25 protein-coding genes are annotated in these 21,555 nt (G+C 65.7%); 10 read left to right on the plus strand and 15 right to left on the minus strand.

What is annotated here, in order from left to right; genetic code table 11:
• Positions 1–8: 8 nt before the first annotated feature.
• From HL671_RS32925 to HL671_RS32935, 3 genes are read left to right on the plus strand one after another with little or no spacing between them, the layout of a single operon-like run.
• The gene (locus tag HL671_RS32925) at positions 9–1,649 is read left to right on the plus strand and encodes a hypothetical protein (protein ID WP_172242365.1); all 1,641 of its coding nucleotides are present in this window, start codon (positions 9–11) and stop codon (positions 1,647–1,649) included.
• Between the two features lie 54 nt (positions 1,650–1,703).
• Entirely contained in the window at positions 1,704–2,150 is a 447-nt protein-coding gene (locus tag HL671_RS32930; RefSeq protein WP_012042085.1) for a DUF5413 family protein, read from the plus strand.
• Between the two features lie 48 nt (positions 2,151–2,198).
• Complete coding sequence (locus tag HL671_RS32935) at positions 2,199–2,750, plus strand: DUF4112 domain-containing protein (RefSeq protein WP_012042086.1); 552 nt, start codon at positions 2,199–2,201, stop codon at positions 2,748–2,750.
• An 84-nt stretch (positions 2,751–2,834) separates the two neighbouring features.
• On the opposite strand, the gene HL671_RS32940 is transcribed toward HL671_RS32935, so the two are convergent.
• From HL671_RS32940 to msrA, 3 genes are all read right to left on the minus strand, one after another.
• Entirely contained in the window at positions 2,835–3,119 is a 285-nt protein-coding gene (locus HL671_RS32940) for a hypothetical protein (RefSeq protein WP_012042087.1), read from the minus strand.
• Positions 3,120–3,517: 398 nt separating this feature from the next.
• A complete protein-coding gene (gene msrB, locus HL671_RS32945; protein WP_172242368.1) occupies positions 3,518–3,928 on the minus strand; it encodes a peptide-methionine (R)-S-oxide reductase MsrB in 411 nt (136 codons plus the stop codon).
• 105 nt (positions 3,929–4,033) lie between these two features.
• The gene (gene msrA, locus HL671_RS32950; protein ID WP_172242371.1) at positions 4,034–4,750 is read right to left on the minus strand and encodes a peptide-methionine (S)-S-oxide reductase MsrA; all 717 of its coding nucleotides are present in this window, start codon (positions 4,748–4,750) and stop codon (positions 4,034–4,036) included.
• Between the two features lie 552 nt (positions 4,751–5,302).
• On the opposite strand from msrA, the gene HL671_RS32955 reads away from it, so the two are divergent.
• The gene (locus HL671_RS32955; RefSeq protein WP_172242374.1) at positions 5,303–5,569 is read left to right on the plus strand and encodes a hypothetical protein; all 267 of its coding nucleotides are present in this window, start codon (positions 5,303–5,305) and stop codon (positions 5,567–5,569) included.
• A 60-nt stretch (positions 5,570–5,629) separates the two neighbouring features.
• On the opposite strand, the gene ppk2 is transcribed toward HL671_RS32955, so the two are convergent.
• The 7 genes from ppk2 to napE form a co-directional block, all read right to left on the minus strand.
• The gene (gene ppk2, locus HL671_RS32960; protein WP_172242377.1) at positions 5,630–6,757 is read right to left on the minus strand and encodes a polyphosphate kinase 2; all 1,128 of its coding nucleotides are present in this window, start codon (positions 6,755–6,757) and stop codon (positions 5,630–5,632) included.
• A gap of 147 nt (positions 6,758–6,904) precedes the next feature.
• On the minus strand, positions 6,905–8,014 hold the full coding sequence (locus tag HL671_RS32965) for an ATP-dependent DNA helicase (protein WP_172242380.1): 1,110 nt from the start codon (positions 8,012–8,014) through the stop codon (positions 6,905–6,907).
• Between the two features lie 271 nt (positions 8,015–8,285).
• Positions 8,286–8,948 carry a NapC/NirT family cytochrome c gene (locus HL671_RS32970; protein ID WP_246579741.1) on the minus strand — a complete coding sequence of 221 codons (663 nt, stop codon included), beginning with the start codon at positions 8,946–8,948 and terminating at the stop codon, positions 8,286–8,288.
• Positions 8,945–9,397 carry a nitrate reductase cytochrome c-type subunit gene (locus tag HL671_RS32975; RefSeq protein WP_374050124.1) on the minus strand — a complete coding sequence of 151 codons (453 nt, stop codon included), beginning with the start codon at positions 9,395–9,397 and terminating at the stop codon, positions 8,945–8,947. Before HL671_RS32975 ends, HL671_RS32970 begins: the two co-directional genes overlap by 4 nt.
• A gap of 23 nt (positions 9,398–9,420) precedes the next feature.
• Positions 9,421–11,925 carry a nitrate reductase catalytic subunit NapA gene (gene napA, locus HL671_RS32980; protein WP_012042095.1) on the minus strand — a complete coding sequence of 835 codons (2,505 nt, stop codon included), beginning with the start codon at positions 11,923–11,925 and terminating at the stop codon, positions 9,421–9,423.
• Between the two features lie 15 nt (positions 11,926–11,940).
• Complete coding sequence (locus HL671_RS32985) at positions 11,941–12,261, minus strand: chaperone NapD (protein ID WP_172242386.1); 321 nt, start codon at positions 12,259–12,261, stop codon at positions 11,941–11,943.
• 17 nt (positions 12,262–12,278) lie between these two features.
• Positions 12,279–12,464, minus strand: coding sequence for a periplasmic nitrate reductase, NapE protein (napE, locus tag HL671_RS32990; protein ID WP_012042097.1), 186 nt, complete (start codon positions 12,462–12,464; stop codon positions 12,279–12,281).
• Between the two features lie 384 nt (positions 12,465–12,848).
• Here napE and HL671_RS32995 point away from each other — a divergent pair, with 384 nt between their 5' ends.
• The 6 genes from HL671_RS32995 (at position 12,849) to HL671_RS33020 (ending at position 17,539) form a co-directional block, all read left to right on the plus strand.
• Positions 12,849–13,805 carry an aliphatic sulfonate ABC transporter substrate-binding protein gene (locus tag HL671_RS32995; RefSeq protein WP_172242389.1) on the plus strand — a complete coding sequence of 319 codons (957 nt, stop codon included), beginning with the start codon at positions 12,849–12,851 and terminating at the stop codon, positions 13,803–13,805.
• A gap of 34 nt (positions 13,806–13,839) precedes the next feature.
• Positions 13,840–15,015 carry an FMNH2-dependent alkanesulfonate monooxygenase gene (gene ssuD / locus HL671_RS33000; RefSeq protein ID WP_172242392.1) on the plus strand — a complete coding sequence of 392 codons (1,176 nt, stop codon included), beginning with the start codon at positions 13,840–13,842 and terminating at the stop codon, positions 15,013–15,015.
• On the plus strand, positions 15,012–15,830 hold the full coding sequence (locus tag HL671_RS33005; RefSeq protein ID WP_012042100.1) for an ABC transporter permease subunit: 819 nt from the start codon (positions 15,012–15,014) through the stop codon (positions 15,828–15,830). Before ssuD ends, HL671_RS33005 begins: the two co-directional genes overlap by 4 nt.
• Positions 15,831–15,839: 9 nt before the next feature.
• The gene (locus tag HL671_RS33010; RefSeq protein WP_012042101.1) at positions 15,840–16,706 is read left to right on the plus strand and encodes an ATP-binding cassette domain-containing protein; all 867 of its coding nucleotides are present in this window, start codon (positions 15,840–15,842) and stop codon (positions 16,704–16,706) included.
• A gap of 14 nt (positions 16,707–16,720) precedes the next feature.
• On the plus strand, positions 16,721–17,302 hold the full coding sequence (locus HL671_RS33015; RefSeq protein ID WP_041750494.1) for a flavin reductase family protein: 582 nt from the start codon (positions 16,721–16,723) through the stop codon (positions 17,300–17,302).
• Between the two features lie 81 nt (positions 17,303–17,383).
• Complete coding sequence (locus HL671_RS33020) at positions 17,384–17,539, plus strand: hypothetical protein (RefSeq protein ID WP_012042103.1); 156 nt, start codon at positions 17,384–17,386, stop codon at positions 17,537–17,539.
• Positions 17,540–17,563: 24 nt separating this feature from the next.
• Here HL671_RS33020 and HL671_RS33025 read toward each other — a convergent pair whose 3' ends face one another.
• Genes HL671_RS33025 through fliG form a run of 5 tightly spaced genes read right to left on the minus strand, consistent with a single transcriptional unit; the run spans position 17,564 to position 21,513 of the window.
• Positions 17,564–17,956, minus strand: coding sequence for a hypothetical protein (locus HL671_RS33025; protein ID WP_172242395.1), 393 nt, complete (start codon positions 17,954–17,956; stop codon positions 17,564–17,566).
• Between the two features lie 40 nt (positions 17,957–17,996).
• A complete protein-coding gene (gene flbD / locus HL671_RS33030) occupies positions 17,997–19,376 on the minus strand; it encodes a sigma-54-dependent transcriptional regulator FlbD (protein WP_172242398.1) in 1,380 nt (459 codons plus the stop codon).
• A gap of 53 nt (positions 19,377–19,429) precedes the next feature.
• Entirely contained in the window at positions 19,430–19,777 is a 348-nt protein-coding gene (gene fliN / locus HL671_RS33035) for a flagellar motor switch protein FliN (RefSeq protein ID WP_012042106.1), read from the minus strand.
• 30 nt (positions 19,778–19,807) lie between these two features.
• Complete coding sequence (locus tag HL671_RS33040) at positions 19,808–20,425, minus strand: FliH/SctL family protein (protein ID WP_012042107.1); 618 nt, start codon at positions 20,423–20,425, stop codon at positions 19,808–19,810.
• Positions 20,425–21,513, minus strand: coding sequence for a flagellar motor switch protein FliG (gene fliG, locus HL671_RS33045; RefSeq protein WP_172242401.1), 1,089 nt, complete (start codon positions 21,511–21,513; stop codon positions 20,425–20,427). The genes HL671_RS33040 and fliG overlap by 1 nt, the downstream gene beginning before the upstream one ends.
• Between the last annotated feature and the right edge of the window lie 42 nt (positions 21,514–21,555).

Genomic DNA, 21,555 nt, shown 5'->3' on the forward strand with positions numbered 1-21,555 from the left:
GAGTTGATATGGCCGACTACTACCCGCTGATAGCCCGTGCCATTGCCGGATTGGACCCCAATGCTCCCGGCGAGAGCCGGCGCGCGCTCTATGAGCGGGCTCGGGCGGCGCTGATCGCCCAGCTGCGGAGCGTCCAGCCGCCACTCAGCGAGTCCGAGATCACGCGTGAGCGGTTGTCGCTGGAGGAGGCCGTCCGCAAGGTGGAAGCGGAGGCAGCCCAGCGCGCCCGCGAGGCGCAGCGGGCGTCCAGCGGCGCCGCGCGTCCAGGCGATGCCTTGCGGCGGGCCGGAGCGCGCAATCCGGATGGGCCGGCGGCGCCGGTGGCCCAGCCCGGGCCCGGACCGGACCAGGCGCCATCTCCCGCCCCTCGGCCTCGGCCCGCGGCAGTGCCGCCGATGTCCCGCGATGATCGTCCGCCGCTCGGCTCCGAGCCGCCGGACGCAAGGCCTGCCCGTGCCCCGCGGCCTGATCTGCCACCCGCCGCTGCCGCGCCGACGGCTCCGCTGCGTCCCCAGCCGCCGCAAGCGGCAGCTCAGGACGCACCGCCTCCGCCGGTGCGCGAACGAACCGCCGCTCCGCGCCGCGGTCCGGACAGCAGCGGCCCCGCTGCAACGCCGGCGATGCGCGGCTTCCGCGACATCACGGCCGATGTCGACGACCTCGGCAAGGCGACCGCCCAGGCCAATCGCGCCGCGCGGAAGACCTACGCCAATGTTCCCGCGACCGAGCTCGATCGTCTCGACGGCGATGACGACCGGCCGCCACTGCCCGAGCCGCCTTATTCCTATGACGAGTCGGTCCAGGAGGCGGAACGTTACGCTCTGCCGGCCACGTCCGCCCGTCAGCGCGCCGGGGCGGAGCGCGAGGGCAAGAAGAAGTCGGAGCGGAGCGGCTCAACCTTCCCGTTCAAGGCCGCCATCGGTGCCGGCATCGTGCTGATCCTGATCGGCGCCGGCATTCTGTGGGGCCGGCCGCTGGTCAGCGCCGTCACCAACCTGTTCAAATCGTCCTCGACCGTCGAGGTACCGAAGGACAATGGCGCGCCGCTGACGAAGCCGAAGATCACCGACCGGGTCGGCCAGGCGCCGTCCTCGGACCAGATCGCGCCGGTCGCGCAGCGGGTCGTGCTCTATGACGAGGATCCCGGCGATCCCAAGGGCAAGCAATATATCGGATCGGTGGTCTGGCGCACCGAGCAGATCAAGGCGACGGGGACGCAGAAGGCGGATATCGCCGTTCGGGCGGACATCGAGATTCCTGATCGCAAGTTCAAGATGACGATGTCGTTCCGCCGCAACACCGACACGTCGCTGCCCGCGAGCCACACCGCCGAGCTGACCTTCATCCTGCCGCAGGATTTCTCCGGCGGTGGTGTCGGTAACGTGCCCGGCATCCTGATGAAATCCAACGAGCAGTCGCGCGGAACGCCACTGGCCGGCCTTGCGGTCAAGGTCACCGATGGCTTCTTCCTGGTCGGCCTGTCCAATGTGGACGCCGACCGGACCCGCAACGTTCAGCTGCTGAAGGAGCGCTCCTGGTTCGACGTGCCTCTGGTCTACACCAATCAGCGGCGGGCGATCATCGCGATCGAAAAGGGCGCACCGGGGGAGCGGGCCTTCAACGACGCGTTCACGCTGTGGGGTGACTGACCGGACGGCACGGGCTTCGCGGGTTCGGCCATTGAGCGAGGCAGGAGGTTTGGCATGAAGCGGTATCTGATCTTCGTTGCCGTCGGGCCGGCGCTGGGCGGCTTCGTGCTGCTCCTGGTCACCACCTATATGTCCGGCTATTGGACCAACACCGACGCGGGCGAGGTGGCCAAACTGTTCAAGGTGTTCGTCACCTCGCTGCAGTTCAGCTATCTGTTCGGCTTCCTGCCCGCCCTCATGATGTGCGCGATCGACGACATCCTGTTCCATGTCCGGCGCATTCCGCCGGGGCTGCGCATGCTGCTGGTCGGCAGCGTCGGCTTCCTGCTGGCCGGCTTCAACTATGCCTCGCATGGTTCCGATTCGGGGGCCCTGCAATGGATCCTCTATGGGATGGTCGGCTTCATTCCGGCGACGGTGTCGTCCTGGCTGGTTCATCGCTATGTCGACGAGCCGCTCCCCGGCGCCGCGCCCGGTCAGCCCCGCGAGCACAGCGCGTGACGGCGTGACGCAACTTGCGCGGCGCCGCCGCGTTTCTATGTGATGGGCATGCAAGACCAGGTCTCGACGACATCTCGCCGTCCAACCGGACGTGCCTCGCAGGCGCGCTTCAACGCGCATGAGGCGCGTGGGCCGATCATCGACCAGGACGGGCGGGAGATCCCGCAAGGACCGTTTCAGGGTCCGTCCGGCGGCGCCTTCGACGGGCCCGGCGGCCTCCGCTTCGACTTTCAGACCACCAACCCGTTCGGCAATCTGACCCGTGAGCAGCGCGTTGCGCGGCTCGAGGCGGTGGCCAAGCTTCTCGACGTCGCCTTCGTGCTGCCCGGCACCAATATTCGCTACGGCATCGACGGGATCATCGGCCTGATCCCGGTTGTCGGTGACCTCATCGCGACCGCGCTGTCGCTGTGGCTGGTGCGCGAGGCCCGCGCGCTCGGCGCGCCCTGGCACGTGATCACGCGCATGCTCGGCAATGTCGCGGTCGAGGGCGTGATCGGCATGGTGCCGGTCGCCGGCGACGCCTTCGACGTGCTGTTCCGCGCCAATATGCGCAACGCCAGGATCCTGCGGCGCTGGCTGGACACCCAGCCGCGGTGAGGCGCGGCGAAGCAGCACACGCAGGCCACAAAAAAACTGCCCCGCTCGAGGCGGGGCAGGGTTTCGTCTGAAGGCCTAGTCGGGTTACGCCGCGTCGGCGTCCGGAGCCTTCTCAACCGCACGGCGCGGCAGCGGGAACGCCTCGCTCTCATACAGGGTGCGGATGCCGTTCTGGTCGAAACGGGCCTCCTCGACCTGCAGATAGGCGCCATTCAGCGAGTCCGCCGGCAACTCTTCCATGGCGAAGCGGACTGCTTCAGCCGCAGTGCCGAACCGCCGATAGGCGAAGCCCGCCCGCTTCTTCTTGCGAATGGCGGCGGGGAACAGTTCGGCAGAAGTGTTGAAGTTGAACGGACGCATTGGACGCATGGTCTGAGACCTCTTCTTGTCGGCTAAGAGCGCTGACGCGAGCTTTCGAACGATCAAGCTTGGCAATGACGCCAGCGATTGCGGGAGTGGAGGGCGGTATATGCCGCTCCAGGCGGCCCAGCCCTGCATGTCAGTTACGACCCCTAATATAGGCCGATTTGACAGAAATGCGAATCCTGCCCGGTCACATCGTAAATCCAGCCTGCTGCGGGCCTGATGAAAATATTTTATCTTTTCAATGATTTAGTCGATCTGCAACTTGTGAATGCAGGGGAGGCCGATCCGCACAGCGAAAATCTCGCGCCGCGCGGCGGATTTTGGCCGCTCCGGACCGGGAAATTCGCCGCGCCGGCTCCCGATACCGCCGTGGAAGCGGCGCCGGGAGCATGCCATCGTCGTCACCGCGGCTTCAGCTTCAGTGCCGCCGAGTTGATGCAATAGCGCAGGCCGGTCGGCCCCGGACCGTCGGGGAACACGTGGCCGAGATGGCCCGAGCATTTTGAGCACAGCACCTCGGTGCGGACCATGCCGTGGGTATAGTCGGTCTCCTCGTCGATATGGTTTTCGACCGCCGGCTGGGTGAAGCTCGGCCAGCCGCAGCCGGAGTCGAACTTGGCGTCGGATTCGAACAGGGTCTGGCCGCAGCCGGCGCAGACATAGCTCCCGGCGCGGTGCTCATGCTCGTACTCGCCCGAGAACGGACGTTCGGTCGCCTTCTCGCGCAGCACGGCGTACTGCATCGGCGTCAGTTCCTTGCGCCACTCGGCCTCGGTTTTGACGACCTTGTCGCTCGTCTTGGTGTCGCTCATCTCAGCTCCTTCGGCGGACCAGCCCAGTCCGCTCCTTTCGATGACATCTCGGCCGGCAGCGTCGCCTCAAGCGATCGCTCGGCTCTTCATCGGCTCCGGTCACGCTCAGTTCGTCGCTTTCGCGTCGCTGACCAGCGTCGGCTTCTCGATATAGTTCTCCGCGAAGATCTTCTTCAGGTTCTCGATCTTCGGCAGGTCGTTATAGGCGATATAAGGCTGGCTCGGGTGCAGCGTCAGATAGTCCTGATGATAGGCTTCAGCCGGGTAGAACGCCTCGAGCTTGCCCACCTTGGTCACGATCGGCTTGCCGAACACCTTGGCCTTGTCGAGCTGGGCGATATAGGCCTCGGCCACCTTCTTCTGCGCGTCCGACGTGGTGAAGATCGCCGAGCGATATTGCGGGCCGGAGTCAGGGCCCTGGCGGTTGAGCTGGGTCGGATCGTGCACGACGGAGAAGAAGATCTGCAGGATCTTCCCGTAGCTGATCGTCTTCGGGTCGAACTTGATCTGCACCGATTCCGCATGGCCCGTGGTGCCGCTCGAGACCGTTCGATAGTCGGCTGTGGCCTTGGTGCCGCCGGCATAGCCAGACACCGCGCTGACCACGCCCGCGGTGTGCTGATAGACGCCCTGGACACCCCAGAAACAGCCGCCGGCGACCACGGCGGTCTCCAGCCCGTCGCCGGCCGGTTGGTCCTGTGCCGGCGGCGGGATCACCACCGCCTCCTCAGCGGCGTGCAGCGGCTGCCACGCCAGGAGTCCGGCCGCTGCGATGGCGCCGAGCAGGGCGGTCTTGATGAAAAGGGAGCGGGTGAGGCGCATCTTGGATCCTCGTCTGGGTGACTTGTTTCATGTCGCCGGCCGGAACACTGGCCCGTCCCGGCCTCTGTCGCAAGATACGTCGGCGGTCTCTGGGCGTTACAGCGGCGGCCACACGACTGCGTGAACAAGCCGCCAGGGGCCTGCCGGTCCGCCTCGCCGACCGCGGAGCATGCGGCTGGCGAGGCCGGCCTCGCCCGAGGTACGACGTTCTTCGACCATTGATGTTCCTGCCGGTTCCGTCCGAGATCCGCCGCGACTATGTTCCGATCGGCCCTGCCGCTCCTGCGCGGACGTCATGCCGACCCGCTGGCGGCAAAGCAAAGCGACGCGCAAACCGTGGCGTTCAAGTCATGGTACACTTCGCTATCGATCGAATAATTGTCGCGCGGTCGTGATGCGTCCGGTGGACGATCGGCGTGGACGACCGATCCGATGCTCACCATATCCGGGCCAACAGCGATGAGGCGATCGCGCCTCTGACGGAAACGATCCTTCAAGAGAACCGGCCGAGTGAATCCGCGATCTCCCACCGCCAGAGATCGGAGACCCATCATGACATCTTGGAAAACGCTGACGGCAGCGCTGCTGCTGCCGACGATGGCGGCTGCCCCGGCATCGGCGCAGGGCTGGTTCTGGGGACAACAAGAGCCCGCGGCCTTTCAGGCGATGTATCCCAATCGCGACGTGCTCAATGGCGGCGCGCTGACGCCGGCCGGACGCATGGGGCTGGTGCGGACCCATGGCGCTGCGCCAGCCCATCCGCAACCCGCTCCCGCGCCGGGACGCTTCGGTCCGGCCGGCCCTGCGCATCGGCGCTGATGCGAGGAAGAGTGGCGAACCGCACGATGCGCGACGCGCGCTCGTGCGGGGAAGCTCGCCTCAGTTCGCGTGCTCCTCGCGCTCGTGGATGACGCTGGCGCGGCCGACGATGAGGTCATCGACATGGCCGATGCGCGACACGTCCTTGCCGGCATAGGGCAGAGAGTGCAGCACGCAGCGCATCGCGTTCAGCCGCGCGCGCTTCTTGTCGTCCGACTTGATCACGGTCCACGGACAGTCGGCGGTGTCGGTCGAGAAGAACATCGCCTCCTTGGCGCGGGTATAGTCGTCCCATTTGTCGAGCGAGGCGGTGTCGATCGGTGACAGCTTCCACTGCTTCAAGGGGTGCGCCTCGCGCTCCTTGAAGCGGCGGCGCTGCTCCTCGCGGCTGACCGAGAACCAGAACTTGATCAGGTGCATGCCGCTGCGCACGAGGTTACGCTCGAACTCCGGCACCTGGCGGAGAAATTCGTCATATTCGGCCTGAGAGCAGAAGCCCATCACGCGCTCGACGCCGGCGCGGTTGTACCAGGAGCGATCGAACAGCACGATCTCGCCCGCTGTCGGCAGGTGTTCGACATAGCGTTGAAAGTACCATTGGCCACGCTCGACGTCGCTCGGCTTGTCCAGCGCCACGACGCGGGCGCCGCGCGGGTTGAGGTGTTCCATGAAGCGCTTGATGGTGCCGCCCTTGCCCGCGGCGTCGCGGCCCTCGAACAAGAGTACCAGGCGCTGCCGCGCGTCCTTCATCCAGTTCTGCAGCTTGAGCAGCTCGGTCTGCAGGATGAATTTCTGCTCCTCATAGTCCTTGCGATACATGCGGTATTTGTAAGGGTAGCCGCCCTGTCGCCAATTGTCGGCGAGTTCGTCGGAGGTGTGGCGCTTGTCGCGTTTTGTCTCCCGGCCGTCGATCAGCGCCTTCATCAGCTTGGCATCATCGGGCGCGGCGCCGTCGAGCATGGCCCTCACCGGAGCGCTGTTCGCGTCGAGCCTCGGCGGTCCATTCAGCACGCTCTCGAAGGCCGACAGCTCGGTGATCTGCGCCGCCTGCATCGATTCATCGATCAGCGACTGGGCGATCGGATCGAGCGGAGCTGCGGATTGCCGTCGCGCGACGTTGGCCTTCGCGCTCGCGCGCCTGGTGCGTGACCCATTCGAGGCCGTGTCTTTCGTGGTCTTCCTTGCCATGCGATTGCGCCCCGCCTGCTGTTGTCGTGCAGAGATGTGAATCGATTTTTATCTGCCAAGCGTGCTGCGGCAGGTTGACCTGGATCAACTGGTCGCAGCTTGAGGCTGTGCGAGGCAGTGCGATACCGCCATCTCTCGATGCGAAGGTTAAACAACGATGGATAGGCGCTTCGCGGCGCGGGTGATGCCGGTGTAGAGCCAGCGCGCGCGGGCTTCCTGGAAGGCGAAGCTCTCGTCGAACAGCACGACGTCGTCCCATTGCGAGCCCTGCGACTTGTGCACGGTCAGCACGTAACCGTAGTCGAACTCATCATAGGGCTTGCGCTGGTCCCATGGGATGTCCTCGATACCGCCAGCGAAGCATTCGCCGCGCACCGAGACCTTGGTCACCGTGCGTCCGAGATCTTCATCGGGCGCGACGCGCATCGTGACGATCTTGGACTTGGAGGTGGCGCGCGACTTCACCCGCCACAGGCCGCCATTGAACAGGCCCTTCTTGCGGTTGTTGCGCAGGCAGACCAGCTTGTCGCCGGCCACGGGGAGCGCGTCCTCGATGTCGAGGCGCTGCCGGAACCGGTTGTTGTAGGCGCGGCGCGTGGCGTTGCGGCCGACCAGCACCTGGTCGGCCTCCATGACGCGGGACGGATCGAGTTCACGACGCTCGACCACCTCGCTCTCGCCATAACGACCGATGTCGAGCGTGTTGCCTTCGCGCACGTCCATCGACATCCGCACGATCGGATCGTCCTTGGCCTGGCGATGCACCTCGGTCAGCATCACGTCCGGCTCGCTCTCGGTGAAGAAGCCGCCGCCCTGCACCGGCGGCAGCTGCGCGGGATCGCCGAGCACCAATAGCGGACAGTCGAACGACAACAGGTCGCGGCCGAGATCGGCGTCGACCATCGAGCATTCGTCGATGATGATCAGCTTGGCCTTGGACGCCGGCGCGTCGTCCCACAATTCGAAGTTCGGCTGCTCCTCGCCGCTCTCGCGGGCGCGATAGATCAGTGAGTGGATGGTGGAGGCGTCGTCGCAGCCCTTGTTGCGCATCACCAGCGCCGCCTTGCCGGTGAAGGCCGCGAACTTGACCTCGCCATCGACGCCCTCGGCGATGTGGCGGGCGAGCGTGGTCTTGCCGGTTCCGGCATAGCCGAACAGCCGAAACACCTGCGGCGTGCCGTTCTGGCCGGGCTTCGCCTTCAGCCAGTCCGAAACGGCTTTGAGGGCGGAATCCTGGTGGGGGGAGAAGGTGGTCATGGCTCACGGGGAAGGAGCCGCAGGGCGACTCGGGACATTCTGTGAACCTAAGGGCTGCGGGCGGGAGATCAAGCGCTCGATGCGCATGGGTCCGAGCCTCCCCGCGTGCGGGGGAGGCCGCATCGCATCGAAAGATGCGCTGCGGGTGGGGGGAATGCTCCGGCGGGACTGCCCGTGTGGCGCCCCCACCCCAGCCCTCCCCCGCAGGCGGGGGAGGGGGCGCAGGGGGCTCGCGGCGATTGCTACGGCTCGATTCAGAAGGAAGGTGAGCCTACTGCCAGCCCGGCACGCCCCTCATGTCCGGCAGATGATGCGCGATGCCCTTGTGGCAGTCGATGCAGGTCTTTTCACCGGTGAAGAGGAAGCGCTGGTGGGCTTCGACGGCGCGCGGCGACTGCTTGGTGATGTCCATCGACTGCGCGCTGTGGCAGTTGCGGCACTCCAGGGAATCATTGGCCTTGAAGCGCGCCCATTCGTGCAGCGCCAGCTCGAGCCGGCGGTCGGTGAACTTCTCGCGGGTGTCGATCGAGCCGAACAGATGGCCCCAGACCTCCTTGGACGCCTGCATCTTGCGCGCGATCTTGTCGGTCCAGTTGTGCGGCACGTGGCAGTCCGGGCACGATGCGCGCACGCCGGAGCGGTTCGAGAAGTGCACGGTCGTCTTCAGCTCGGCGAACACGTTGTCCTTCATCTCGTGGCAGCCGGTGCAGAACTTCTCGGTGTTGGTGATCTCCAGCGCGGTGTTGAAGCCGCCCCAGAAGATCACGCCGGCGACGAAGCCGGCGAGTACCAGCACGCCGAGACCGAAGATCGAACTCGGCTTGAGCAGCACGTCGATCAGGTCGAGCACGAACTGCCAGGCGCGACGGACGAGGCCGAGCCGTTTTTCGGGGGCCGGCGCTCCCGTCCCCTGCGGGATGTCGGCGCTGCTCATCGTTTGCCACCCGGCTTGTCGTGCGACAGCACCGTGTCGATGTCGACGAAGTCGTTGCTGACGGGCGGATTGGCCATACTCTGCGGCACGTGGCATTGGGTGCAGAAGTAGCGGCGCGGCGACACCGAGGCCAGGAACTGTCCGTCACGATCCATGAAATGGGTGATCGAGAGCATCGGCGCCTTGGACTCTGCCGTACGGGCGCGGGCATGGCAGGACAGGCATTTGTTGCCCTGCATGTCGACCTGGTAGCCGTCGATCGAATGCGGGATCACCGGCGGCTGCTCGGGATAATTGCGCACCTCCTTCTCGGCGGTGTTTTTCATCGGCTGCATCGGCGGCGCCGGGCCCTCGTCATTGAGCGCAGCAGGGCCGCGCAGGGAGGAGGAGACGCTCTGGGCGAGCAGGGCGCTCGAGCCGGCCGCGAGGCTGGCCGCGAGCAGCATCATTGCAAGTTTCTTGATCATGGTCGTCACACCCGCTCGATGCGCACCGCGCATTTCTTGTAGTCGGTCTGCAGCGAGATCGGATCGGTGGCGTCGAGCGTCACCTTGTTGATCAGCTTCGACTCGTCGAACCACGGCACGAAGACGAGGCCGCGCGGCGGCTTGTCGCGGCCGCGTGTCTCGACGCGGGCGCGGATGAAGCCGCGCCGCGAGGCGACCTTGACCTCGTCGCCACGCCTTAAGTTTGCTTCCTGCGCGTCGTCCGGATGCATGAAGCAGACGGCTTCGGGGAACGCCTTGTAGAGCTCGGGCACGCGGCGGGTCATCGTGCCGGAATGCCAGTGCTCGACCACGCGTCCCGTGGACAGCCAGAACGGATAATCCTTGTCGGGCGATTCCGCCGGCGGCTCGTAGGGCAGGGCGAAGATGCGCGCCTTGCCGTCGGGGAAGCCGTAGAACTGCACGCCGGTGCCGGCCTTGACGTAAGGGTCCGAACCCTCGCGGAAGCGCCAGCGCGTTTCCTTGCCGTCGACGACCGGCCAGCGCAGGCCGCGCTCCTTGTGATAGGCCTCGAACGGCGCGAGGTCGTGGCCATGGCCGCGGCCGAACGCGGCGTATTCCTCGAACAGGCCCTTGTGGACGTAGAAGCCGAACGCCTTGGACTCGTCGTTGGCATAGCCCGCCTCGATCTGGTCGAGCGGGAATTTGTCGACCTGGCCATTCTTGTAGAGCACGTCGAACAGCGTCTTGCCGCGGACATCCGGCTTCTTCGCGATCAGCTCCTCGGGCCAGACCTCCTCGATCTTGAAGCGCTTCGAGAACTCCATCAGCTGCCAGAGATCCGAGCGCGCCTCGCCCGGCGCCGACACCAGCTGGTGCCAGAACTGCGTGCGCCGCTCGGCATTGCCATAGGCGCCTTCCTTCTCGACCCACATCGCGGTCGGCAGGATCAGATCGGCGGCGAGCGCGGTGACGGAGGGATAGGCGTCGGAAACGACGATGAAATTGTCGGGGTTGCGGAAGCCGGGATAGGTCTCCTCGTTGGCGTTGGGGCCGGCCTGGAGATTGTTGTTGACCTGCACCCAATAGGCGTTGAGCAGGCCGTCCTTCAGCATCCGGCTCTGCAGCACCGCGTGATAGCCGGGCTTGTCCGGGATCGTGCCCTCCGGCAGCTGCCAGATGTGCTCCGCCTTGGTACGGTGCTCCTTGTTGGTGACGACCATGTCGGCGGGCAGGCGGTGCGAGAAGGTGCCGACCTCGCGCGCGGTGCCGCAGGCCGAGGGCTGGCCGGTCAGCGAGAACGGGCTGTTGCCGGCCTCGGCGATCTTTCCGGTCAGGAGATGGATGTTGTAGACGAGGTTGTTGCACCAGACGCCGCGGGTGTGCTGGTTGAAGCCCATGGTCCAGAACGAGACCACCTTGGTCTTGGGATCAGCATAGAGCTCGGCCAGCGCCTCGAGCCGGTTCAACGGCACGCCGGACATCTCGGCGGCCTTCTCCAGCGTGTAGTCCGAGACAAACTTGGCGTATTCGTCGAAGCTGATGTCGGTGGCGTCGTTGGCCTTGGCGGCACCCGTCGCCTTCTTCTGCAGCGGGTGCTCGGGCCGCAGGCCGTAGCCGATGTCGGTCTGGCCCTTCTTGAACACGGTATGCGCCTGGACGAAGTCCTTGTTGACGCGGCCGGTCTTGATGATGTGGTTGGCGATCGCGTTGAGCAAATAGAGATCGGTCTGCGGCTTGAACACCATGCCGATATCGGCGAGGTCGAACGAACGGTGCTCGAAGGTCGAGAGCACGGCGACCTTGACATGCGGCGCCGACAGCCGGCGGTCGGTGACGCGGGTCCACAGGATCGGATGCATCTCAGCCATGTTGGAGCCCCACAGCACGAACGCATCGGCGGCCTCGATGTCGTCGTAGCAGCCGGCCGGCTCATCGATACCGAAGGTGCGCATCATGCCGGCCACGGCCGAGGCCATGCAGTGCCGCGCATTGGGGTCGATGTTGTTGGTGCGGAAGCCGGCCTTGAACAGCTTCGAGGCCGCATAGCCCTCCCAGATCGTCCATTGTCCCGAGCCGAACATGCCGACGCCGGAGGGGCCGCGCTTCTTGAGCGCATCCTTGAACTTCAGCGCCATGATGTCGAACGCCTCGTCCCAGGAGACGGGCGTGAACTCGCCATTCTTGTCGTACTTGCCGTTGGTCTTGCGCAGCATCGGATGAGTCAGGCGATCATGCCCGTACATGATCTTGGACAGGAAGTAGCCCTTTACGCAGTTGAGGCCGCGATTGACCTCGGCCTTGATGTCGCCATGGGTGGCGACCACGCGGTTGTCCTTGGTCGCGACCATCACGCTGCAGCCGGTGCCGCAGAAGCGGCAGGCGGCCTTGTCCCATTTGAGTTCGCTGGCCTCCCGCTCGGTAACGAGGTTGGCCGCGAGCGAGGTGCTGGGCATGCCGGCGGCGGCTGCCGCGATGGCGGCGGCCTCCAGCTTCAGCATCTGGCGACGATCGATCTTCATGTCGGTCATGGTGGTCTCGGTTGATTAGCCGGCGTCGATGGCGTGAAAGACGAGGCAGGCGGAATGCACGCAGGGAATTGCGGAGATCGTGGTCATGGTGGCGCCGAGCGCAGCGGCGTTCGGGGCATCGACGACGACGATCAGCTTGCCGCGCGCGTCGCGGCCGTGGATCTCGCAGCCGGCGAGCGCGAGGATTCCGGCGGCGACGCGGTCGAGCTGGTCGGGGCGGGTCTGCACGATGATCGAGGCGATCTCGCCCGAGGGCGGCGCGACCACGGGCTCGGCGGTGAGCACGCGGCCGGTGATCAGCGCGCGACGGTCGAGGGGAGTGCGGTGTGAGAGCATGAGAGCCGTCCTTGCGTTCAATGCGCTGCCGGCGGTCCGGGAGGACCTGCCATCATCTGGTACACCCACACCGTCAGCCCGTAGGAGCCGACGGTGGCGACCGCAAGCGCGGGCATCAGCACGGCGGTGAGGAAGAGGAAGGCAAAAATTTCCATGCGTCTGCGACGCGCACGCGCGTTCGCATCGCTGCCAACGAGCGACATGAGAGAATTCTCTGCTAGGGGATGGGGAGTTTGCGGCATCCGGGCCGCGCCTGTTTGCACGCTAGCGGAACCCTGGGGAACTTGCGTTGACGTGGATCAAGGCATGGAACTCCGGACCTGCCTGTCCTACCGCCACATCGGATTCTCCGATCGCTCCCTTCGATCTTGGTTGATGGCGCGTGAAGATGCGTGATTGCGTCGCAGCCCCCTGAGAAATTCTCGCTGCTTTTCGCGGGCTATTTGAAACAAACCCTGCTTCCGACCGCGCGCGCATAGGACCGGCATCGCTATTTTTCCGGGGTGCTCGACACCAGTTTTGCCCGCCACCATCATTGTTTCTCGCGCTGCATCAACGTGGATGCGCAGTCATGGTCGGAGAGGTCAATGAAGCGTCGTGATTTTCTGAAACTGTCGTTGGCATCGACCGCGGTGATCGCTGGCGCGACGCCGCTGCGCGCCGAGGACAGGCCGAAGGAGATCCGCATCGGCACCCAGAAGGGCGGCTTCTTCCCGGCGGTGCGGGCGCGCGGCACCATCGAGAATGCCTTCAAGGCTGACGGCATCAACGTCGTCTGGGTCGACTTCCAGTTCGGGCCGCCGCTGCTCGAAGCCATCAATGTCGGCAGCGTCGATTTCGGCTATGTCGGCGATGCGCCGCCGATCTTCGCCCAGGCCGCCAATGCCAAGATCCGCTATGCCGCGGCCGTCAAGCAGAACGGCAGCAGCCAGGCGATCATCGTGCCCAAGGATTCGCCGATCAAGACGCTGGCCGATCTCAAGGGCAAGCGTGTCGCCTTCGGCAAGGGCTCCAGTGCGCACAATCTGCTGGTGGCCGCGCTCGAGAAGGCGGGGCTTGCCTGGAGCGACATCATCCCCGCGCCGCTGGCGCCGGCGGATGCCACTGCGGCCTTCGTCAAGGGCTCGGTCGACGCCTGGTCGATCTGGGATCCGTATCTGGCGCTGGCCGAGCTGAAGGAGAATGCGCGCGCCATCGTGTTCGACAAGGACGTGCATAAGCCGAACTCGTTCTACATCGTCGGCAGCGACTTCGTCGAAAAATATCCCGCCATCGTCGCCAGGCTCAACGCGGCCTTCGCCGCCGAGGGCGTGTGGGCCAACAGCCATCACGAGGACGTGGCGAAGGCGCAGGCGGAAGCGACCGGCGTCGACATCGAGGCCGTGCGCCGCTTCGTCGACCGCTCGATCTACAGCGTCGTGCCGCTCGACGACGACATCATCAAGAGCCAGCAGGCGGTCGCCGATCGTTTCGCCCGCGTCGGCCTCATTCCCAAGCAAGTCAACGTCGCCGACATCGTCTGGAAGTGGACGCCGTCCACCTGACGCCTGATCGCGGCCTCCATCGAAAGAGAATGGCATGAGTAACGCTTCGAAGCCGAATGTGCTGTGGTTCCTGCCGACCCATGGGGACGGCCGCTATCTCGGCACCTCAGAAGGCGGCCGCGAGGTCAATTTCAACTATCTGCGCCAGATCGCGCAGGCCGCCGACCAGCTCGGCTATTACGGCGTGCTGATCCCGACGGGGCGCAGCTGCGAGGATTCCTGGATCGTCGCCTCGGCGGTGGCGCCGTTCACCGAGAAGCTGCGCTATCTCGTGGCGGTGCGGCCGGGCCTGCAGTCGCCGGGCGTGGCGGCGCGGATGACCGCGACGCTCGACCGCGTTAGCAACGGGCGCCTGCTCGTCAACGTCGTCACCGGCGGCGACCCGGTCGAGAACAAGGGCGACGGCATTTTCCTGTCGCATGAGGAGCGCTACGAGGTCACCCGCGAATTCCTCACCGTCTACAACGCGCTGCTCGAGGGCGAGGCGGTCAATTTCTCCGGCAAGCACATCAAGGTCGAGGACGGCCGGCTGCTGTTTCCGCCGGTGCAGTCGCCGCGGCCGCCGCTGTTCTTCGGCGGCTCGTCGGACGCCGGCATCGATGTCGCCGTCGACACCGTGGAGAAGTATCTCACCTGGGGCGAGCCGCCGGCCGATGTCGCCGCCAAGATCGCCAAGGTCAGGGCCGTCGCCGACAAGCGTGGCCGCAAGCTGTCCTTCGGCATCCGCCTGCACGTGATCGTGCGTGAGACCAACGAAGAGGCTTGGGCTGCGGCTGACGACCTCATCAAGCACGTCACCGACGAGACCATCGCCTCGGCGCAGAAGATCTTCGCGCGCATGGACTCGGTCGGCCAGCAGCGCATGTCGCAGCTGCATGGTGGCCGGCGCGACAAGCTCGAGATCAGCCCGAATCTGTGGGCCGGTGTCGGCCTCGTGCGCGGCGGCGCCGGCACGGCGCTGGTCGGCGATCCCGACACGGTGGCGGCGCGCATCCGCGAATATCAGGATCTCGGCATCGACACCTTCATCCTCTCCGGCTACCCGCATCTCGAAGAAGCCTATCGCTTCGCCGAGCTGGTATTCCCGAAGCTCGGGCTGAACGTGACGGAGCAGGGCGGCAACGTGACCAAGCTCCGGGCCAATACCGGGCCGTTCGGCGAGACCATCGCCAACGAGCATCGTCCTCTGCAGCGGGCGTCGCAATCATGAGCCTGATCGAAAGCCTTCCCAAGGTCGGCAACAAGGTCCGTCAGCTCACGGTGCCCAAGGCGGATGGATTACTGCCTTGGCTGGTGCCGCTCGCGATCATCCTGATCTGGCAGGCGGCCTCGGTCGCCGGCCTCGTCTCGCCGCGCGTGCTGCCGGCGCCGAGCGACGTCGCCCGCGCCGGCTGGAAGCTGTTGTGGTCGGGCGAGCTCGGCCGCAATATCTGGGTCAGTTTCTGGCGCGCCTCGATCGGCTTCCTGATCGGCGGCGGCATCGGTTTCGCCTTTGGACTCGCCAACGGCCTGTCGCAGCTCTCGGCGAAGCTCACCGACACCACCTTGCAGATGGTGCGTAACGTACCGCATCTGGCGCTGATCCCGCTGGTCATTCTCTGGTTCGGCATCGACGAGAGCGCGAAATTGTTTCTCGTGGCGCTCGGCGTGTTCTTCCCGGTCTATCTCAACACGCTGCACGGGATTCGCACCGTCGATCCGCAACTCATTGAAATGGGCCGGGTCTACGGCATGACCGACAGCGAGCTGTTCCGCCGCGTCATCTTCCCCGGCGCGCTGCCGTCGATCTTTGTCGGCCTGCGCTTCGCGCTCGGCATCATGTGGCTCACCTTGATTGTCGCCGAGACGATCGCGGCGTCCTCGGGGCTCGGCTACATGGCGATGCAGGCGCGCGAGTTCATGCAGATCGACGTCGTCGTGCTCTCCATCCTGATCTACGCCCTGCTGGGCAAGGTCGCTGACAGCGCCTCGCGCGCGCTGGAGCGGCTGACGCTGTCCTGGCATCCGGCCTTCAGCAAGCATTGAGGTCTGTAAATGCAGCAAGCGCTCCGAATCCCCGTGTCCGGCGTCGAGGCGATCGACAGCAGCGATGCGCTCGCGCATGCTGGGACATTCCGCCCCGCGAAGAAGTCCAGCGTGACCCCGCAGCCCGCCAAATCCGAGACTCGCGGCCTGCCGCTGGTGATCCGCGACCTCCGCAAATCGTTTGGCGACAATGAGGTGCTGCGCGGCATCGATCTGGAGATCCCGGCCGGGCAATTCGTCGCCATCGTCGGCCAAAGTGGCTGCGGCAAAAGCACGCTGCTGCGGCTGATCGCGGGACTCGACAAGCCGACGTCGGGCACGATCAGCTTTGGCGACGCGGCTGCGCGTCCCGAGGACGTGCGGGTCATGTTCCAGGAGCCGCGGCTGTTGCCTTGGGCGCGGGTGCTCGCCAATGTCGAGGTCGGTCTCGGCCGCGACCGCAAGGCCGAGGGCGCGCATGACCGTGCGCGCCAGGCGCTGGAGGAAGTCGGCCTTGCCGACAAGCGCGAGCAATGGCCGGCGGTGCTGTCGGGCGGCCAGAAGCAGCGCGTCGCGCTGGCACGCGCGCTGGTCAGCGGACCGCGCTTGCTGGCCTTCGACGAGCCGCTCGGCGCGCTCGATGCACTGACACGCATCGCGATGCAGCGGCTGCTGGAGCGGGTCTGGGCCGACCAAACCTTTACCGCAATCCTGGTCACCCATGACGTCTCCGAAGCCGTCGCCCTGGCAGATCGCGTGCTGGTGATCGAGGAAGGCCGGATTGCCGAGGACATCACGGTCGATCTGGCGCGGCCGCGCCAGCGCGGCTCTGCCGAGCTTGCCGCTCTGGAAGGCTCGATTCTGGGCCAGTTGCTTGGACCGGGCGGGGCAGGGTAGGAAAGATCAACGCAATGAACTCCATCGTCCGCCTCATGCCCGACGCCACGGCGCTTCAGCCCGACTTCCGTTCTGCGATGCGCCAGCTCGTCGGGGGCGTGAGCGTCATTACCGTTGGTCGCGGCGACGAGATCACCGGCATGACCGTGAGCTCGCTGTCCTCATTGTCGGTCGATCCTCCTTCCGTGATCGTCAGCCTTAATCGCAATGCGTCGTCCTGGCCGATCCTGCAGCGCGAGCGCGTTTTCGGCGCCAATCTGTTGGCCGCGGACCAGATCGACGTGGCCGAGCGGTTTGCTGGAAAAGGCGGGCTGAAGGGGGCCGAGCGCTTTGCCGGCGCCGAATGGCGCAGGCATGTGACGGGCGTTCCGCTGCTGGCTGGCGCACTCGCCGCGCTCGATTGCGAGGTGGAGGAGATCATCGAGCGGCATTCCCACGGTATCGTGATCGGCCGGGTGGTGCATGTCGAGGTCGCGCCGCAAGCGGCTGCCCTGGCATATTGGCATGGCGGCTATGTGCCGGTGGACCGTGAGGACGACTTGGCCAGGTTGGCGGCGCTGAGCGTGCCCGATCCAAGGCTCCCGCCCAAACGGTGAGATCAACGCCGACAGGGTGGCATCTGGACCTCCGACCCCGTAGAACCGCCCGGGCCTGCGGCGTTGTGGACGGCGGAACGGATGAAACGGATCGGAACCTGGGCGCTCTACCTGGTCGGCACGGTCGCGATCCTCTATCTCGCGCTCTATGCCTATGCGGTGCTCACGCAGCGTGAGTTCACGCCCGGCGATCCGATCCACATCTTCCGCAATCCCGAGGCGCCGAACTATTCGTAATGTCGGATTGTATCGCTGGGTGCGTCACCGGGACGGCTTGCGAATCCAGGGCTCGGAGGATTGCTCACAGTCCTGGAGCTGCATCCAGTCCTTCGTCAGAAACTGCACGCGGCAACGCCGCCACACCTTGCTCTGCCCCTTGCCATCCGCCGAGGTCTCGACGTCGGACAGCGACAGGATCGGCGGCCGCCAGCGATAACGCCACGCGCCGTCCCAGCCGTCACACCCGTCGCGGCCGCAGGCGAAATTGAACGAGGCCATCCGGCCACGCGTGCGGAAGCACCAGCTGCGCGAGCCCCATTCCTCGCCTTGTTGCGGCTTGACCAGAGGCGCATGGGAGGCCTGCTCCCAGCATCCCATGAGCACGTCGCGGGAGGCGGCATCGGCTGTCGAAAACGCAGACGGCGCGCCCAGCATGAGCGCGCCGCCGAGAACGAGGTCATAAATCCGCGCGAGCTTATGCCGGGCTCGGCATGCGCGGCGTATCGCCGGTGCCCGGCGCCGGAATCGGCACGCCGCCATCGGCATATTCGTTGAGCTTGTTGCGCAACGTGCGGATCGAGATGCCCAGAATGTTGGCCGCATGTGTCCGGTTGCCCAGGCAGTGCTTCAAGGTTTCCAGGATCAGGTCGCGCTCGACGTCGGCGACTGTGCGACCGACGAGCGCGCGCGTGACCTGCTCGGCGGCCATCGTAGCATGGGCGACGGCGGGCTGCGTCTTGCCGATGTCCAAGCGGGCGCCGTCGGGCGTCAGGATCGCGTCCGGCCCGATCTCGTCGCCCTGCGCCATCAGCACCGCGCGGTGCAGCGTGTTCTCCAGCTCGCGCACATTGCCCGGCCAGCGGTTGGTGGTGAGGACGCGCTTGGCTTCCGCCGAGATCGGCCGCAGCGGCACGGCATTGGCCTCCGAATATTTGCGGGCAAAGTGCTGCGCCAGTTCGAGGATGTCGGCGGGACGCTCACGCAAGGGCGGGATCTTCAGGTTCACGACGTTGAGCCGGAACAGCAGATCCTCGCGGAACGTGCCTTCGCGCACGGCGTCCGCAAGGTTGCGGTTGGAGGTGGCGATGATGCGAATGTCGACCGGCACCGGGCGGGTGCCGCCGACGCGGTCGATCACGCGCTCCTGGATCGCGCGCAGCAGCTTGGATTGCAGCCGCACATCCATTTCCGAGATTTCGTCGAGCAGCAGGGTGCCGCCATTGGCCTCCTCGAACTTGCCGACGCGGCGCGCAACCGCGCCGGTGAAGGCGCCTTTCTCGTGGCCGAACAGCTCGGATTCCAGGAGATGCTCGGGGATCGCAGCGCAATTGATCGAGATGAACGGGCGTTTGGCGCGCAGCGAACGGCTGTGGACATAGCGCGCCAGCACCTCCTTGCCGGTGCCGGATTCACCGGTGATCATCACCGAGGCGTCGGAGCCGGCAATCTGTTGCGCCAGCTTGATGACCTTGGCCATGGCCTCGTCGCGGTAGACGAGGTCGCGGGAGTCGTTGGCCACGGCGGCCAGCACGGCCGCGATCAGCTCGGGATCCGGCGGCAGCGGAATGTATTCCTTGGCGCCGGCATGGATGGCGGCGACCGCGGCGCGGGCGTCGCTGGTGATGCCGCAGGCCACGATCGGCACATGAATGTGCTCGGCGTCGAGCCGCATCACCAAGTCGCGAATGTCGAGCGCAACGTCGACCAGCAGGAGATCCGCGCCCTTGCCGCCGCGCAGCACCCGCATCGCCTGTTCATTGTCCTCGGCATGGGTGACGGTGGCGCCGTTCTCCATGGCGATCTTGGTGGCCGCAGTGAGCTGGCCTTTCAGCGTTCCGACGATCAGAAGCCGCATGTTGATCTCCTATTCGACCGCGCTGCTCTCGACGGGCGCGCGTGGGTTTCCTGTCAGTTCCGGTCGGATTTGATGATTTCCGTCATCGTCACGCCGAGCTTGTCTTCGACCAGCACCACCTCGCCGCGTGCCACGAGACGGTTGTTGACATAGATGTCGATGGCTTCGCCGACCTTGCGGTCGAGTTCCAGGACGGTGCCGGGTCCGAGCTTCAGCAACTCGCCGACATCCATCTTGGAGCGGCCGAGCACGGCCGAGACCTGCACCGGCACGTCGAACACCGCCTCGAGGTCGGCGGCGATGCGCGAGGCATGCTCTTCCTCGTTGTAACCGACGTCGTCGCTCAAAGGCGGCGCATCTGCCGAATTGAGGTCGGGAAGCGGGATCTCGTTGTCGCTCATGACTTAAACTCCCTCGGCCACTGCCATGGCCTAGTTCTTCTTGGACGCCATATAGCGTCCGACCAGTTCGTTGATCTTGGCGTCGATCGCCGCGCGCTCCAGCACGACGCCGCCATCGGCCCATTCGATGCGGCAATCGCCAGTCTCGATCTCCGGCTCGGCGAGGATGACGAGACGCCCCTCGAAGCCGCTCTGCTTGGCCAGCTTTTCGATCTTGTCGTGCGCAGCCTCGTACAGCGAGTCGTTGATGCGCAGCACCAGATGCGGCGTGGACACCAGATGCGCGAAACAGTCGCGAACGAGGCCCGTGATTTCGCCGAGCGGCTCGGCCGCGACCAGCGCCGCGCATAGTTTGCGGGCGACGGCGACCGCGACATCCACGGCCTCGGTCTCCATGCGCGTTTCGATGCCGGCATAGCGCGCGGCGATGCCCTGCAGATGGATATTGATCTGCTCCAGTGCGGCGGCGACCCGGCGGTCGGCCTCCACCTTGGCCTCGCGTTGGGCCGCCTCGTAGCCGTTGCGATAGGCGGCGGCTTCGGCGGCGGCCACCTTCTGCGCGATCTCCGCGGCCGTCGTCGCCCGCTCGCGCGTCTTCTCGGGCGCGGAGAAGTCGGTGTCGAACAGGAACTTCGCGGGTTGGGCCATCAATACACCAGTTCGTCGTCGGCGCGGTTCTTGCTGAGCATGATCTCGCCCTTGGCGGCGAGGTCCTTGGCGAGATTGACGAGCAGGGCCTGGGCTTCGTCGACATCACGCAGCCGCACCAGGCCCATCGCGGCCATGTCGTCCTGCAGCATCTTGGCTGCACGCGACGACATGTTGCCGAAGAAGAAGTTGCGCACCTCCTCATTGGCGCTCTTCAGCGCCACGCCCAGCTTGTCCTTGTCGACGTTGCGCAGCAGCGTCTGGGCCGAGGCGGAATCGAGCTTGATCAGGTCGTCGAAGGTGAACATCAGCGCCTTGATGCGCTCGGCCGATTCGCGGTTCTCTTCTTCCAGCGAGGTGATGAAGCGGGTCTCGGTCTGGCGGTCGAAATTGTTGAAGATCTCGGCCATGACCTCATGGGCGTCGCGACGGCGGGTCTGCGACAGGTTCGACATGAACTCGACCCGCAGCGTCTGCTCGACCCGCTCGATGACCTCCTTCTGCACCGCCTCCATGCGCAACATGCGGCCGATGACGTCGAGCGCCATGTCCTCGGGGAGGATTGCGAGCACACGGGCGGCATGCTCGGGCTTGAGCTTCGACAACACCACGGCGATGGTCTGCGGGTATTCGTTCTTGAGGTAGTTGGCGAGAACCTCTTCCTGGACGTTGGAGAGCTTCTCCCACATGTTGCGTCCGGCGGGGCCGCGGATCTCGTCCATGATGCCGTTGACGCGCTCCGGCGGCAGATATTGCTGCAGCAGCCGCTCGGTGGCGTCGAAATTGCCCATCAGCGCGCCCGATGCCGACATCCGCGACACGAATTCGAGCATCAGGTCTTCGACCACGTCGGCCTCGACGGTGCCGAGGGTCGACATCGCGAGCGACAATTCGCGCACCTCGTCGTCGTCGAGCTGCTGCCAGATCTTGCCGCCATACTGCTCGCCGAGCGCGAGCATCATCACGGCGGCGCGCCGCGGTCCGCTCAAGGGTTCGGTCTTCTCGCGTTGCGCCTGGCGGCTCGCAAGCGTCGCGATGACGGTGGAGATGTCGTTGGCGTTTGCGTTCTGCGTTTGCGGGAGCGACATGACAATCTACGTTCGGTTCAGTTGCTGCGGATCAAACAAAAG

This window comes from Bradyrhizobium denitrificans, from assembly GCF_013179005.1.
Classification (GTDB): domain Bacteria; phylum Pseudomonadota; class Alphaproteobacteria; order Rhizobiales; family Xanthobacteraceae; genus Bradyrhizobium; species Bradyrhizobium denitrificans.

Bases quoted from the DNA above. Each gene is read 5' to 3' on its own strand.
- HL671_RS32940 (WP_012042087.1), bottom strand. From the start codon at position 3,119: ATGCGTCCAATGCGTCCGTTCAACTTCAACACTTCTGCCGAACTGTTC.
- HL671_RS33020 (WP_012042103.1), top strand. From the start codon at position 17,384: ATGAAACGGATCGGAACCTGGGCGCTCTACCTGGTCGGCACGGTCGCG.
- ssuD (WP_172242392.1), top strand. From the start codon at position 13,840: ATGAGTAACGCTTCGAAGCCGAATGTGCTGTGGTTCCTGCCGACCCAT.
- HL671_RS32955 (WP_172242374.1), top strand. From the start codon at position 5,303: ATGACATCTTGGAAAACGCTGACGGCAGCGCTGCTGCTGCCGACGATG.
- HL671_RS32965 (WP_172242380.1), bottom strand. From the start codon at position 8,014: ATGACCACCTTCTCCCCCCACCAGGATTCCGCCCTCAAAGCCGTTTCG.
- HL671_RS32925 (WP_172242365.1), top strand. From the start codon at position 9: ATGGCCGACTACTACCCGCTGATAGCCCGTGCCATTGCCGGATTGGAC.
- napA (WP_012042095.1), bottom strand. From the start codon at position 11,925: ATGACCGACATGAAGATCGATCGTCGCCAGATGCTGAAGCTGGAGGCC.
- HL671_RS33005 (WP_012042100.1), top strand. From the start codon at position 15,012: ATGAGCCTGATCGAAAGCCTTCCCAAGGTCGGCAACAAGGTCCGTCAG.
- fliN (WP_012042106.1), bottom strand. From the start codon at position 19,777: ATGAGCGACAACGAGATCCCGCTTCCCGACCTCAATTCGGCAGATGCG.
- HL671_RS32935 (WP_012042086.1), top strand. From the start codon at position 2,199: ATGCAAGACCAGGTCTCGACGACATCTCGCCGTCCAACCGGACGTGCC.
- ppk2 (WP_172242377.1), bottom strand. From the start codon at position 6,757: ATGGCAAGGAAGACCACGAAAGACACGGCCTCGAATGGGTCACGCACC.
- flbD (WP_172242398.1), bottom strand. From the start codon at position 19,376: ATGCGGCTTCTGATCGTCGGAACGCTGAAAGGCCAGCTCACTGCGGCC.
- HL671_RS33015 (WP_041750494.1), top strand. From the start codon at position 16,721: ATGAACTCCATCGTCCGCCTCATGCCCGACGCCACGGCGCTTCAGCCC.
- HL671_RS32975 (WP_374050124.1), bottom strand. From the start codon at position 9,397: ATGATGCTGCTCGCGGCCAGCCTCGCGGCCGGCTCGAGCGCCCTGCTC.
- msrB (WP_172242368.1), bottom strand. From the start codon at position 3,928: ATGAGCGACACCAAGACGAGCGACAAGGTCGTCAAAACCGAGGCCGAG.
- HL671_RS32970 (WP_246579741.1), bottom strand. From the start codon at position 8,948: ATGAGCAGCGCCGACATCCCGCAGGGGACGGGAGCGCCGGCCCCCGAA.
- fliG (WP_172242401.1), bottom strand. From the start codon at position 21,513: ATGTCGCTCCCGCAAACGCAGAACGCAAACGCCAACGACATCTCCACC.
- napE (WP_012042097.1), bottom strand. From the start codon at position 12,464: ATGTCGCTCGTTGGCAGCGATGCGAACGCGCGTGCGCGTCGCAGACGC.
- HL671_RS32995 (WP_172242389.1), top strand. From the start codon at position 12,849: ATGAAGCGTCGTGATTTTCTGAAACTGTCGTTGGCATCGACCGCGGTG.
- HL671_RS32930 (WP_012042085.1), top strand. From the start codon at position 1,704: ATGAAGCGGTATCTGATCTTCGTTGCCGTCGGGCCGGCGCTGGGCGGC.
- HL671_RS33010 (WP_012042101.1), top strand. From the start codon at position 15,840: ATGCAGCAAGCGCTCCGAATCCCCGTGTCCGGCGTCGAGGCGATCGAC.
- HL671_RS33040 (WP_012042107.1), bottom strand. From the start codon at position 20,425: ATGGCCCAACCCGCGAAGTTCCTGTTCGACACCGACTTCTCCGCGCCC.
- HL671_RS33025 (WP_172242395.1), bottom strand. From the start codon at position 17,956: ATGCTGGGCGCGCCGTCTGCGTTTTCGACAGCCGATGCCGCCTCCCGC.
- HL671_RS32985 (WP_172242386.1), bottom strand. From the start codon at position 12,261: ATGCTCTCACACCGCACTCCCCTCGACCGTCGCGCGCTGATCACCGGC.
- msrA (WP_172242371.1), bottom strand. From the start codon at position 4,750: ATGCGCCTCACCCGCTCCCTTTTCATCAAGACCGCCCTGCTCGGCGCC.